Raw genomic sequence first — 12245 nt, 5'->3', positions numbered from 1 at the left:
CATTTTGGTTGACCACGTCAGAGTTTTAAGGATGGGCAAAGCGATACAAGTGGTTATAACGCAAGAACAAAAACAAACACTGTTGAAACTAAGAAGCTCGTGAGCGGGAAAAAATATAGGGGAGCGCGCGTATTATGTTTTACTATCCTCATTAGGCAAAAATAATTGTCGCCACACAGGTGTGATATCAGCGCAATTAGGTCGTAATCCCCACACGGTGAGATGTTGAATACTACCCTCAACAATACTATGTTCCTTACGTTGAAGTAGTTCTTCATTATGGGCTATAGGAGCAAATAATGCTCTATGAATCGGTCGTAACAAAATAAGTAATATACCAAACAAATAAAAAATCCAATCAAATTTATTAACGAGCCATATCCCAAATACAATGAGTATTATTCTCATAGTGTGCACCCAATACTCCAAATAGAAGTAAACGATGCTGATACTTCATCGGTATCGAAAAATATTTAAATATCATGACAAACACAAAAACATTATCCATCGATAATGACTGTTCGATCAGATAAGCGGTAAAAAATTCAAGTGCTTTTTGGTTTGCAATTTTGCTTGTTTCACTTTGTGCGAGATATACCCACAAAAATATATTAAAAAGCAACGCTAAAATAATCCATACTGCAACCCATATGAACGAGGATTGCAATGAAATTTGCTTCTGTTTCTTGCTCAAAAAAATAATATCAATAATTAATACAGTGAGTATTAAAATTGAGTATTAAAATAATGAAAAATAACCATAGCCACCATGTGCCGATAGACTGCATTTTATCTTCCTGAAAGTGAATGATTCCCTCTAAAAATAAACATCTTAATCAAAGTGATAAATTTTTCAAAAAACTTATTTCTCTATTTTTTAACGTGAGTTCGATATTTAATTTTTGATTAATCAGTTGAAAAAAAGATTCTTTCTAGGATCAAATTTGCTGAGCTTCCGTAGCTTAGCGACAAATGATTTAAAGGACCATGATGGATAATTTAGTGGAATTGTTTTGTATTGTCGATGATTTTGCCAAAGAGTTTTTCCTGAGTTTGAAAAAACTCAACTTGAGTTTGGATTAACACGAAGTCAAAAACCTTGCTTATTAAGTCCAAGCGAAATTATGGTGATTATGATTTATTTTCTTAAGCGATTTTCTAAATATATTTATAATCTTATCTAGATCGCTTTCTGAAAGAAATTTATGTGTTCTTTTTAGAGGGGGCAACGAGAGCCTTCACGTAAATGACGAAGTAGTTTTGCTTTAAAATAACGTAACCTCTTTCTAGGTTTTTTAAATGCGAGCATGCTTGGGTCATACTCTGTTTTCCAAAACGTAAAAAGACGCTCATAAACTTTAAGAATCTTTTTTCCGATTTTTCCTGGTATCCAGAACGTTCTGATATTTTTTGAAATCCATTTTTAAATGAGCCCAACTTGCGACAGATTAAGCCTGAAGAAGGAGGATAAGATGTAAGTAATTTTAGAAACTCTAACAGAGCCCTTCGTAGACTCTGCTTAAAGCGTCTTTTTTGGACTATTCTCTACGACATTTTCTGAGGGCGTATTTTTTTCAGCTGCGTTATGAAATAATGTACCTGAGAAATTAGCAGGATTAGATACACTTACTGGATGTTGAGGTTCTGGAGGCGTTTCTCGAATATTTAATCCAAGCTCTTTATAAGCGTTTCCCAACAATGCTTCTTTAGTTTCATCACTCATTTTTCTCCACAGTCCCATATGTATTTTATCCATAGTCAATTCATTTATTCGCCAGCCAAATGGAGTTGATTCTTTCAACCAAAGAGACTCCTGATTCAGTAATGAACCAAAGTATTGTACTAAAGAATCGCCTATAAAACCCATCGATAGTGCATTGGTGGTTCCGCGTTGCTCATCCTTTAAATAAGCATTTAATGCATTCTTCATTACGGGATGGCCTGGCTCAGATGCAAATGCCCATACATCAACCCCAAACCAAGGAGATAAGTCATATTTACTTATCATTTCGGTAGACGAATCTACTGCTTCCTGAGTAATCGCAACTTTAACACCTACCACCTGAGGTAAGTTGGGTTTAGCAGTAAAACGCGTGGTACAATCAAAAAAATAACCTCCAAATTCTTCGAGAATAACAAACGTTAATAGATCTTTTTGAGCGGTGTAAAGTTTGTTTTTTTCTTGTATTTCTAACGTATTTTTTATCTTCTCTGTAGTAGATTTGCTCAGATGTTTTAAGGGATCTTTTAACATAGCATCCACTGATTGTATTGATATACTAGGATAATCAGAAAATAATGCTTTTGCGTCACCTATTAAATGCTCGGGGACCCAAACAATTATTTTGGCCTCAGAAGACTGTTGCGCTAGACTTTTAGGTCCTAAAGAACAGCAAACTTTATTAATATGAGTCGATAAGTTTCCCATCCAAATATAATGTATCATATTGTTTTCAATGGTTTTTTGTTGAGGAGAGGGCTCACTTGTTTTTTTAATAGGTATTTCTTTAATAAATATTTCATTAGAGGAGGCAACGAAAAAATTTTAGTAGAAGAAATTTCTTCAGATTGCTGATTATTTTCAATAGATTGAATGTTATTCTTAAATGCCTCTTTTATAATTAAAGTGATATCGTCTTCGAGCATAATATCATCAAAATTTTGCTTAATAGCTCCCGCGTGTACTATCTTTACTTCGGTATTTAATAAGGTTTCAAGCGTCTTATCTATCTTAACGTTAGGGTAAAGATAGTTTATAAGTGCCAATTTGGCATCTAATATCGATGTAGACTTATTCACATTAAGTTCGACCAATCTTCTTGGCCCCATCCCTATAATACTACAAAATATCTTCATGTCTTACTCTCCGACATGGTTCACTTATTCTCTTACTCTGCATTGTCTGTATAAATATAGTACATTTTTAGGGGTTGTGCATTGATAAGAGCTAATCATACGGCTTTGTCGCAAAAAATTGTCTGATGATATAGTATTCTCATTTTTTGTGGACTATCAGCGATGCTCAGTTTCAAGTGGCGCCATTTTAAACGCGACATAAGCAGACCTCATTAAATATCTATAATAAATTAACATAAGCCTCATAGTTAAAATTGATTTTTGCAACGGTTCTTCCTTCATGAAAATGCCAGACTAACCTTCGAATTTGTTGTAAAAGTTCCTCCATAGTAGAAAATGACTTACAGCCATATACTTTCTGCTTTAGCCATTGCCAAAATCGTTCAATTGGATTGTATTCAGGTGAATAGGTAGGAAGAAAGAATAATTGTATCCAATCATTTTTTCGAACAAACTTCTGAACTTTCTTACTCTTATGTATGGGGCCATTGTCGAGAACGATCATTAGCTTTTTATTGGGATTTGCTTTATGAAGTTGATGCAAGAACATGATGAATTGCTGGCTATTGCCTGCTGGTAACGTTTTTGAAAATCGTTTATACACAAAGCCCAATCGATTAAGTGATTTTACTAGCGTGGTATCGCAAGCAGTCATCCCTTGTTTTTCAAACCAATCTCGCAAAAGATTAATCTGCCATCCTGCTTCCTGATAACCGTATTCTTGAGGTGATTTGCTGAGTAACTCCTCAAGTTGAGACTCAATAATAGGTGCTTTCCTGGCTGGACGACCCGGTTGACCGCGACTCTTAAGTCCTGTAATACCATATGTTATATAGCGCTTGAGCCATAATCTGATAGTGTGTTCATTGCGGCCAGTAATCTTAGCTGTGTCCGATACCGACTGTCCTTCTCCGAGTAATAATACGTAATAGGCTCGTTCCCTTATATTGGATTTTTGACTTCGCCTTAATCGAAGCAAATCTGTTTTTGCTTCTTCGTTGAGGTATATCCTTATCATTTTTCAAAACTAATCTATAAAAATAAGGAGTGTACTCTAACTTCCTTGTTTTTTATAGATATTTAATGAGATCTGCTTAATTTTAATGCTGGTCAGATGGTATTTGGCCTATTCATTGAGTTATCGTAACGTTGAGGAATTGGCACTGGAACGTGGTCTGAAAGTAGATTATTCGACAATTAACAGGTGGGTTCTACGGGCAGCGTCAACTTAAATTTTGCCGAGAAAAATTGCGTATTCCACTGAAGGTGAACGACGATTCCACGGGAACGTGAACGATATAAAATCATGATATTGCTGGTTCCTTATTTTTTTCTAAAGCGTTCACATTCAGTTAATTTTTTTATCTTTTCTCATAGAGTCTCCTAATAATTTTAGTTCAAGTTGATGAGATTGGTTAATAAGTCTGTCAATGAATCGGTCGCTGGTTTTGTTGATTTTTTTATGCACATCAGCACCTCGACTCAGAAAGCTTGAACTGTAAATAAATGCCCCTGAGGAGCGGCTTTATGCAACAACGCCCTTAAAGGCTATAACTTGTCTTTAATTTAGACATATAACAGTTATGGCAGCGATAACACCCTTTCCGAATGCCCTCTAAGAAACAAAGCCTTTAGGATGACCGCCTATTTCTAAAGACAAATCAGAACGGAACACATCAAATTTTTCATGTTCTTGATAGTGTCTAATAATCGTATCTATCTGTTCTTTATCATACGTTTTTTTTAATTTATCGTTAGTGAAAGAGACTTTACCCTCGGGAGCTAATATACGATTTACTTCATTTAAATCATCAATAATATCTGGAATAGCTCTCCTAAAAAATCCTTCAAATACAATTTCGTTGAAAAAATTACTTTCGAATTTAAATGATCCTTGAAAATAGGCTACAAGCGTTGGATTGAAATTCAACTCGGGAGACATGGTAATTTGATTTTGATGTGCGTGTTCCTCTTTATATCCCTTTGTGGAAGCGCCGTAAATTAAGGGTTCACTACCACACCCAAGAATTAAAGATTTTTTATTAATTTCGCGTAATTGAATAACTCCAAACTGCTCATAAATTTCCTTAATTTTACTTGCAGGTAACTCAATTTTTAAATTAGCTAAGATGCTGTTAAAACAATAAAGATTTATATCAAATTCTTTAGAATACTCACGTTTCTCTCTATCATAAATACGCTGATATCTATGAGAGTTAACGTGATTTTTTTTATAAAAATCAGCATAAAGGATTAGTACTGTGTATAGGCTATTTATCCTTTCCTGAGACATGTCATGAGTATCTATACCATAAATTGTTTCCAATATATCCTTGGTGTCTTTTTTCTCATCGCTTATTCCTTTGCTAATCCCAGATGAATCAACTATTTTAGTGAAACCAGAATCATATTTTAGCTTCACTTTTCCGGTCATATCCAATGCAACATAGTCCCCTTTTTCTTCATCATAATCTTTGGTGTCCCATTCAAACATTTCTGAAATAATAGCATTATTACCATCTTTATCTATAACTTCATCCCCAACACTCAATGAAATTGAATTTTCGTTTTTGATAAGGGGACTATCAGGGACAAGATTTTCTTTTTTAAAAAAGGACATAATACTTCTCGATGATTTATAGATTTATAATTGTACCATTAGACTTTAAATCGATCAAATTTGGGGCGGGTTATCTGTCGCGGATTAATAAATGGCGTTGTTGCATAAATCAAAGTTGGACTAAATTGCGTTCAATTAGAAAGTTTTTATTGCACTTTTACAGAAGTTGGCATACCGAGAGAAGTCATACGGTTTAAAACACGCGTACCACCCCCACCTTCAGTTTTTTTGCTGAGGTAACTCTCTTGCTTTCATGTCTTGGCCAATGATTTTTTTGTAACGTAAAACGGCCATCTCTACATGGCTGCGAAGGCCATAGTTGTTTTGTTTTTGCCATGCCATACGTCCGGCCTCCTGTGCACCCAAAATGAAGTTATTACCAGAATATGATTTGCGAAAACCTTATCCTTTAAATTGGGAAGAGCAACAGCAACTTTTCAATGAGTTGCCAAATCATCTGGAAAAAATGGCATTGTTTGCTGTTAATACAGGCTGTCGTGAACAAGAAGTGTGTTAGCTTCAATGGGATTGGGAAATAAATGTTCCAGAAATGCCTCATCTGATGGTTTATCATTCCTTCTGAACTGGTTAAGAATGGTGATAAACGACTAGTTGTATGTAATGATACATATTGAAAGCGAACGAGGAAAGCATGATAAATATGTGTTTACTTATAAAGGTGAGCCCATCAGTAGGATGAATAGTACTGCCTGGCGTAATGCCAGAGTTAGGGCTGGTTTGGAGCATGTACGAGTATATGATTTAAAACATACGTTCGGGCATAGATTGCGTGCATCGGGTGTTAGCTTTGGAGATCGACAAGATTTATTAGGACATCGCTCAGGGCGAATAACCACGCACTATTCATCAGCGGAATTGCAAAATTTGTTGGAAGTATCCAATAGGCAATGATGTGGAAAGATTATTTTCTATTAATTTTATTTACTGGTTTAAGAAGAATGGAAGCAGCTTCGCTGCATTGGTCAGACATTGATTTCAAAGCCAGGGCTTTTACTGTGCAAGACACCAAAAATAGGGAAGCCCATACTTTACCCATGACTGATTTTCTTTATGAATTATTTCAAAGGAGAAAACAATTTAAAATCAATGAATTTGTTTTTCCAGCACAGAGTAGAACTGGTCATTTGATGGAGCCTAGAAAGGCGATGCTTAAAGTGACTGAATTATCTGGTGTATCATTTACGGTGCATGATTTAATACGCACTTTTGCCACAACGGCTGAAAGTTTGGATTTACCAGCGTATGCTTTAAAACGATTGTTAAATCATAAAATGAATAATGACGTAACAGCAGGTTATATTATGCGAGATGTGGAGCGATTAAGAAAACCATTGTAGCTAATTTCAGATTTTCTGTTGAAACAAATGCGCATTAATTCTGCCTTGAAAACGACATTAGTGGATAGCTATTTTTAAATTAGGATAAATGAATATGAAACCTTTGCGTATTTTTATCAGTAGTGTGCAAAAGGAACTTGCAGATGATCGCATGGCTCTCCGTAATTGGTTAATTAGCGACACTCTAATGCGAAGATTTTTCGAACCATTTTTATTTGAAGAACTTCCTGCAATTGATCGTAGTAGCAGTGAAATTTATTTAAATGAAGTTGCCAAGAGTGATCTTTACTTAGGATTGTTTGGAAATGATTATGGTTACGAAGACTATAATGGCATTTCTCCTACTGAACATGAGTTCAACGAGGCTACAACTCGCCATAAAAATCGGTTGATTTTTATCAAAGGCTCTGACGATCAAAAACGACACCCGAAGATGCAAGCATTAGTCCAAAAAGTTGGAAATGAATTAGTCCGTCGTCGATATGATTCGATACCTGAGCTTATCAGTAATGTTTATACTGCTTTAGTGCAGTATTTGGAAGATCTGGAATTAATTCGTAATGGGCCATTTGACGCTACATTTTGCCGTAATGCTACTATGGATGATCTTGATAAAGAAAAAATGGCTGCTTTTATACGTCATGCTCGTCAAGCTCGTGGTTTTCCTTTATTGGAAGGAGCCACTGCTATGGAATTACTGACCCACTTGAATTTATTGGATGATAATAGACCAACACATGCTGCGATTTTGCTATTTGGAAAACAGCCTCAGCGATTTTTAATTTCGTCAGAAGTAAAATGCGCCCATTATCATGGAATAGAGGTTGCAAAACCTATTCCCTCCTATCAAGTTTATAAGGGTGCTGTGTTTGATCTAGTGGATCAAGCCATAGATTTTGTATTATCTAAAATTAACTTGTGGGTTGGTACAAGAGAGTTGGGTACTCAAGCTCCTGTGAAATATGAAATTCCACGTGAAGTTGTTGCTGAAGCCATCGTAAATGCTGTGGCACATCGAGATTATACCAGTAATGGCAGTGTCCAAGTTATGCTCTTTACTGACAGGCTAGAGGTCTGGAATCCTGGGACTTTACCTCCTTCACTCACACTGGAAAAGCTTCGCCAACCTCATGGTTCAGTTCCTCATAACCCATTATTGGCAGAACCCTTGTATTTAACCAAATATATTGAGCGTATGGGTACAGGTACCGGGGACATGATACGTCGATGTCGAGAGGTCGGCTTGCCTGAACCTCAATTTTCTATTTCCGATGGGTTTTTAACAACCATTTGGCGTAAAGCTAAAATAGTAGGAGTTCAAGTTGCCGGGGAAGTTACCGGGGAAGTTACCGGGGAAGTTACCGGGGAAGTTACCGGGGAAGTTGAGCGCATCATATTAGTGATGGAAGGTAAAATGAAACGCATAGAAATTCAAGAGGCGCTTGGATTACGCCACGAAGATCATTTTCGTAATGCCTACTTAGTTCCCGCCTTAGAGGCAAGCTGCATTGCAATGACTATTCCTGATAAACCGACAAGTAGCCGACAAAGATATTATCTCACAGATAAGGGGCTTGGGTTAAGGGCTGATTTATTGAAAAAGAAAAGCTTGTAATAAATTAACATTAAAAAACTCAGCGGGACATTCGGGACATAAAGCGCAGCGTAGCTTCTCAATCCAGTATTTATCAACAGAGGCTAGATTTTGCCCTTTGATGTTAATAAGGATGCCGGGATTGATGGAGTAAAGCCTGCCACCACAGCGATGTGGGCATAATTGGCCGGCACTTAGGGACTCCAAGGCTCGGATCCTTCTGAGGCGGAGTTATTCTGTTTTACCTTTGGAGGTTTGTCTTGTTGTTTCGTGGTCTTATCTCCTTTGCCAAAGATAAGTCGCCTTAAATTGGATACGGTTATTTTATGCTCGACCAGTGCGCACGGGATCCAGGAAGCCAGGTGAATACACCCAATCACAAAAGATTTTGTTCCCTCTGGTAAGTTTGATGAGTGCACCAATGCAATGATCTGCTCAACTTCTTCCTGTGATTTTTCAATGACAATCGGTAATTCTTTTGCTGGTGTCATTTGGCAACCCTGCTCCTCTTAAGGGCAGAAAGGTTAGCTAGCAGTACTAATAAAATCAATAGGTTGGAGTGAAAATAATGAATCAATGCTTTTTTGCTGTAAAGTCACAGTTAAACAAATGGTTATTGATGGTCTCTCTCAGTCGAATCAGGAGTTACTTGAATCGTTGGTGCACGTGGTGGGTGAGAACAGCAGAAAACTGGCACTATCAAGAGCTCATGGAGTGGTTTATTCAAGCATATTGGAATAGTGCGACGAAACATATTGCCGCAACTATCCTGCAGGAACGGCTTATATTAAGAAACTATGCGATAATGCCGGTGGGTTTAAATGTTCACGCGATTGCGTGAGATCAGCTGTTCTCACTTCATCGAGGCGGGTAATAGCCGCCAAATCATCCGCGACCGCCCGAGCCACCGTACACCAGCTCGCCGCCTCAGCCTTCACGATAAGCACCACCTCCTCCCGGGCCCGCATTAATCCAAAATCGAAACCAAGCCTAGAATTAGAAGGTGCCAAATGAAACCAGGAATCATCACAATGAATAATATAATTATAAAAAGTTAAAACACGTGGTAATGTGGGTTCATTAAATGGCGGGCATGGATGAAATGACCGGTCTGGCCTGCAATATTCATGCGCTACATGAGTGGGCACATCTCGCTGCGCTTTGCCAACGCTCATCCAAGCTACCTTTATTGCCGCCAAGTCACGCGCAGAGCTCCACCCATCATAACCATTAACATAGTCTTGTAATGCCGTTTTAAGTGCTGTCAAATCAAAATGAGCGCTGCGATGTTCTGTGCCGTTTTGTTGATAGGAAAGTCCAGAAGCTTCTATAATATCAATTCGCGCTAACATCTGGGCTTTGGTTTCTTCATCCATGTGATTTTCTAGCATGCGGCACATATGCGTGTCTTTCGCCCAATAGGCATATTCATAAGCGGTGCAGTTGAAGGTTCGACCGGAATAATCGGTAAAGATACCTGGCGTTCGAAGGAGTGTTTGAGTATTGGCCAGTGCTGCAGTTAATAACGCTTCTGCTTCAATTTGTTTCCCTTTGGCTACATCGTGTAAAAAGTGACGAGCTTGGAAACTCGGATGTGCACGACAAGCCTCTTTAGCCGCTGTCGGTAGATGCTCAAGTTGCTCATCATTGATTCGTGTAAGCAAGCTTTCAACATCCATCTCTACATCGCCGCTCGCTACGGATTCATTTCGGTGAGGTACTTCTATCGGGTGTACTGCAAAATCAGCGCGAATGTTCACAAAATACCCTGGATTACTGGATGCCGCAGTAGAGTCAATGATTTCAGCGAAATTCACACAAATAGACCCTTGGTGGGTTACAAATTTAGCAGTTTCTCCTGTCGCTCCTTTATCCAAAATCATAAAATCATCCATGTGTGGATTCTCATTGGTAGCCGTAACCGTACGATAGGTGCGTTCAAATGTTTGTCGAATGGCAGTCAAATCGTCTGCGTTGAGGACGCGTGATAAACCGAATGTATGGGTATTCTCATTAAAAAAAGCGCACATGGCTTTTTCTACGTCTTCGCCGCTTGCTAAGGCTGTTGATACCAAACTGGCCAAATCATTACTTAATTCAGGTGATGCATCGAGAGTCACCCCAAAATTTTTCGTACTGAGTCCTTTTGCTTTGCAATACACATTCAGATTGGCTAGAAAAAATTGAGTCAGTATCGATAACCGTTCTGTTTTTTTATTCTCTGGTGTTGCCGCAGGGATGCTATAAAAAGGCGGCGTGGGCAGCGTTTCCCATACATTAAGCGCACAAGCACCTAATAAAGCATCAATGTAATCGTCTCGAGTAGCATCCTCTCCAAAACCCATGAGGGTATCAATCACCTCTTTGGTGGCAGGTGTTCCATCGGTACGTTGGGTAAAATCAATGGTTAGTCCAAAGAGCGCTAAGCTCTGTTCCCCTAATACCCGTTGTATATCGACAAAGCTCGCTGATGCGGGTATTGCACTCAATACGGCTGTTGTAAGCCGGATACGTGGGTCAGTTGCTGCCACCACGGTCGTAGGAAACGTGCTATACATCGCATTATACAAAGGTGAAAGCGGGGCTCCTTCCATATTATTTGCTCGGTTCACATTAAACACAGGATTCACGACGCGTGATTGACTATCCTGAGCGCGCGGGCGTAGTTGAATGCTGTATAAATTCGACGACCTTTCAAGAAAAGCAGTTATCGCATCACTATAGCTCATGCGCATTGCTGAAACTGCTTCAATATAGGCTTCTATTTGAGCTAGCCGTGCTTCTTTTTCTACCCGCTGTTCACGACCTTCTTCAAGTAGCCCTATATCAAAGGCCAATGCCTCTTTATAGGCATTTAATTCTCGCAGTGCGCCACCATCAAAAAATTCCCGCAAGGCGACCGTGGCTTTACATGTATTATCCGTGCTGATTTCTTGTCCGCCAATAACCGGGACCAGAAGATGAACTTTATTGGTGGCTGGGTTAATATGGATATAGCGGGGTGATACTGGCTCTGTCAGTGGAATACGCATCGTCGTCTCTCTAACTTATGATTAGTTGTAATTATAGTGGCTCTACACCAAATAATCACATCATTACCCATAAGTATTAACTGCTGTTTTTATTTACAATAATTCGTATACTCCATCGTCGAATAATGTCATAAGGACGATGATGAGCTGGGCAGCAGGAGAAATGAAAACCATAAATTTAGGCGATAAAAGACTCAATGAGCGATTGCTTTCTTTATTTGATAAATTAGGTAACTCACCCAATTTGAGCATTCCGGCAGCATGTGGCGGATGGCATGAAACAAAAGCTGCTTATCGTTTCTTTGATCATGAGAAAGTCACTACAGAAAGCATCTTAGCCCCACATATAGAATCAACCCTTGCTCGTATGAAGCAACATTTAGTTGTTCTTTTGCTACAAGATACAACAACACTTAATTTTACAGGGCAAAAAGAATGGGAAGATATTGGCCCGATTAATCATGAAAAGCATTTAGGGCTACTTCTGCATCCCATCTTGGCAGTTACACCGGAACGACTATGTTTAGGTGTTTTAGATACTTATCATTGGGCAAGAGAAAAGGTACGTCATCGAACTGCTCGAGAAAAAAGTCGAGATAACCATAAAATTCCTTTGGAAGAAAAGGAAAGCCATCGATGGTTAAAGGCTTACCGAAAAGCAAATGAAGTCGCTTTGCAAGTTCCTGATACGATGTTAATCACGGTTGCCGATAGAGAAGCGGACATTTATGATTTATATCATGGCTAACTAATGGCTTTCCTCGAGGATAATCTGCATACATCGA

General features: G+C 38.5%; 12 protein-coding genes and 3 pseudogenes. 5 read left to right on the top strand and 10 right to left on the bottom strand.

Annotation, left to right across the window (positions count from 1 at the left end):
- Nucleotides 1-132: 132 nt before the first annotated feature.
- From OK13_RS14005 to OK13_RS13995, 5 genes are all read right to left on the bottom strand, one after another.
- Nucleotides 133-408 (bottom strand): hypothetical protein, encoded by a 276-nt coding sequence (locus OK13_RS14005; RefSeq protein ID WP_152571699.1) that lies wholly within the window; start codon nucleotides 406-408, stop codon nucleotides 133-135.
- Nucleotides 368-484 (bottom strand): hypothetical protein, encoded by a 117-nt coding sequence (locus OK13_RS16205; RefSeq protein ID WP_420911430.1) that lies wholly within the window; start codon nucleotides 482-484, stop codon nucleotides 368-370. Before OK13_RS16205 ends, OK13_RS14005 begins: the two co-directional genes overlap by 41 nt.
- 1035 nt (nucleotides 485-1519) lie before the next feature.
- Nucleotides 1520-2446, bottom strand: coding sequence for a glycosyltransferase family 32 protein (locus OK13_RS12525; protein WP_035891293.1), 927 nt, complete (start codon nucleotides 2444-2446; stop codon nucleotides 1520-1522).
- On the bottom strand, nucleotides 2443-2856 hold the full coding sequence (locus OK13_RS12520) for a hypothetical protein (RefSeq protein ID WP_035891291.1): 414 nt from the start codon (nucleotides 2854-2856) through the stop codon (nucleotides 2443-2445). The genes OK13_RS12525 and OK13_RS12520 overlap by 4 nt, the downstream gene beginning before the upstream one ends.
- Before the next feature lie 220 nt (nucleotides 2857-3076).
- On the bottom strand, nucleotides 3077-3874 hold the full coding sequence (locus tag OK13_RS13995; protein ID WP_052117684.1) for an IS630 family transposase: 798 nt from the start codon (nucleotides 3872-3874) through the stop codon (nucleotides 3077-3079).
- A gap of 85 nt (nucleotides 3875-3959) precedes the next feature.
- On the opposite strand from OK13_RS13995, the pseudogene OK13_RS14455 reads away from it, so the two are divergent.
- Nucleotides 3960-4079 (top strand): annotated as a pseudogene (locus OK13_RS14455) (IS6 family transposase); the annotation flags it as partial.
- A 392-nt stretch (nucleotides 4080-4471) separates the two neighbouring features.
- On the opposite strand, the gene OK13_RS12510 reads toward OK13_RS14455, so the two are convergent.
- Nucleotides 4472-5476 (bottom strand): hypothetical protein, encoded by a 1005-nt coding sequence (locus OK13_RS12510; protein ID WP_035891289.1) that lies wholly within the window; start codon nucleotides 5474-5476, stop codon nucleotides 4472-4474.
- Between the two features lie 219 nt (nucleotides 5477-5695).
- Entirely contained in the window at nucleotides 5696-5818 is a 123-nt protein-coding gene (locus OK13_RS15930; RefSeq protein ID WP_277619309.1) for a hypothetical protein, read from the bottom strand.
- A 16-nt stretch (nucleotides 5819-5834) separates the two neighbouring features.
- Here OK13_RS15930 and OK13_RS12505 point away from each other — a divergent pair.
- The 3 genes and pseudogenes from OK13_RS12505 to OK13_RS12495 form a co-directional block, all read left to right on the top strand.
- Nucleotides 5835-6382 (top strand): annotated as a pseudogene (locus OK13_RS12505) (tyrosine-type recombinase/integrase); the annotation flags it as partial.
- A pseudogene (locus tag OK13_RS12500) lies at nucleotides 6382-6834 on the top strand (tyrosine-type recombinase/integrase); the annotation flags it as partial. The pseudogenes OK13_RS12505 and OK13_RS12500, both read left to right, overlap by 1 nt.
- A gap of 94 nt (nucleotides 6835-6928) precedes the next feature.
- The gene (locus tag OK13_RS12495; protein WP_035891286.1) at nucleotides 6929-8449 is read left to right on the top strand and encodes a Fic family protein; all 1521 of its coding nucleotides are present in this window, start codon (nucleotides 6929-6931) and stop codon (nucleotides 8447-8449) included.
- Here the strand turns inward: OK13_RS12495 and OK13_RS12490 are convergent.
- The 3 genes from OK13_RS12490 to OK13_RS12480 all read right to left on the bottom strand — a co-directional run bounded on the left by OK13_RS12490 (nucleotide 8426) and on the right by OK13_RS12480 (nucleotide 11460).
- The gene (locus OK13_RS12490; protein ID WP_035891285.1) at nucleotides 8426-8635 is read right to left on the bottom strand and encodes a hypothetical protein; all 210 of its coding nucleotides are present in this window, start codon (nucleotides 8633-8635) and stop codon (nucleotides 8426-8428) included. The two genes, OK13_RS12495 and OK13_RS12490, sit on opposite strands and share 24 nt — an antisense overlap.
- On the bottom strand, nucleotides 8623-8919 hold the full coding sequence (locus OK13_RS12485; protein ID WP_052117683.1) for a hypothetical protein: 297 nt from the start codon (nucleotides 8917-8919) through the stop codon (nucleotides 8623-8625). The genes OK13_RS12490 and OK13_RS12485 overlap by 13 nt, the downstream gene beginning before the upstream one ends.
- Before the next feature lie 291 nt (nucleotides 8920-9210).
- The gene (locus OK13_RS12480) at nucleotides 9211-11460 is read right to left on the bottom strand and encodes a hypothetical protein (protein WP_035891284.1); all 2250 of its coding nucleotides are present in this window, start codon (nucleotides 11458-11460) and stop codon (nucleotides 9211-9213) included.
- 139 nt (nucleotides 11461-11599) lie between these two features.
- Between OK13_RS12480 and OK13_RS12475 the strand changes: the two genes are divergently transcribed.
- The gene (locus OK13_RS12475) at nucleotides 11600-12208 is read left to right on the top strand and encodes an IS4/Tn5 family transposase DNA-binding protein (protein ID WP_081964931.1); all 609 of its coding nucleotides are present in this window, start codon (nucleotides 11600-11602) and stop codon (nucleotides 12206-12208) included.
- Nucleotides 12209-12245: the final 37 nt, after the last annotated feature.

This window comes from Legionella norrlandica (assembly GCF_000770585.1).
Lineage (GTDB): Bacteria > Pseudomonadota > Gammaproteobacteria > Legionellales > Legionellaceae > Legionella > Legionella norrlandica.
This window is presented reverse-complemented; position numbering and strand designations above follow the sequence as displayed.

Excerpts from the sequence above, each read along its gene's own strand:
- OK13_RS12485 (WP_052117683.1), bottom strand. The coding sequence starts at position 8,919 with ATGACACCAGCAAAAGAATTACCGATTGTCATTGAAAAATCACAGGAA.
- OK13_RS12495 (WP_035891286.1), top strand. The coding sequence starts at position 6,929 with ATGAAACCTTTGCGTATTTTTATCAGTAGTGTGCAAAAGGAACTTGCA.
- OK13_RS12510 (WP_035891289.1), bottom strand. The coding sequence starts at position 5,476 with ATGTCCTTTTTTAAAAAAGAAAATCTTGTCCCTGATAGTCCCCTTATC.
- OK13_RS15930 (WP_277619309.1), bottom strand. The coding sequence starts at position 5,818 with ATGGCATGGCAAAAACAAAACAACTATGGCCTTCGCAGCCATGTAGAG.
- OK13_RS12480 (WP_035891284.1), bottom strand. The coding sequence starts at position 11,460 with ATGCGTATTCCACTGACAGAGCCAGTATCACCCCGCTATATCCATATT.
- OK13_RS14005 (WP_152571699.1), bottom strand. The coding sequence starts at position 408 with ATGAGAATAATACTCATTGTATTTGGGATATGGCTCGTTAATAAATTT.
- OK13_RS13995 (WP_052117684.1), bottom strand. The coding sequence starts at position 3,874 with ATGATAAGGATATACCTCAACGAAGAAGCAAAAACAGATTTGCTTCGA.
- OK13_RS12475 (WP_081964931.1), top strand. The coding sequence starts at position 11,600 with ATGATGAGCTGGGCAGCAGGAGAAATGAAAACCATAAATTTAGGCGAT.
- OK13_RS12520 (WP_035891291.1), bottom strand. The coding sequence starts at position 2,856 with ATGAAGATATTTTGTAGTATTATAGGGATGGGGCCAAGAAGATTGGTC.
- OK13_RS16205 (WP_420911430.1), bottom strand. The coding sequence starts at position 484 with ATGATATTTAAATATTTTTCGATACCGATGAAGTATCAGCATCGTTTA.
- OK13_RS12525 (WP_035891293.1), bottom strand. The coding sequence starts at position 2,446 with ATGATACATTATATTTGGATGGGAAACTTATCGACTCATATTAATAAA.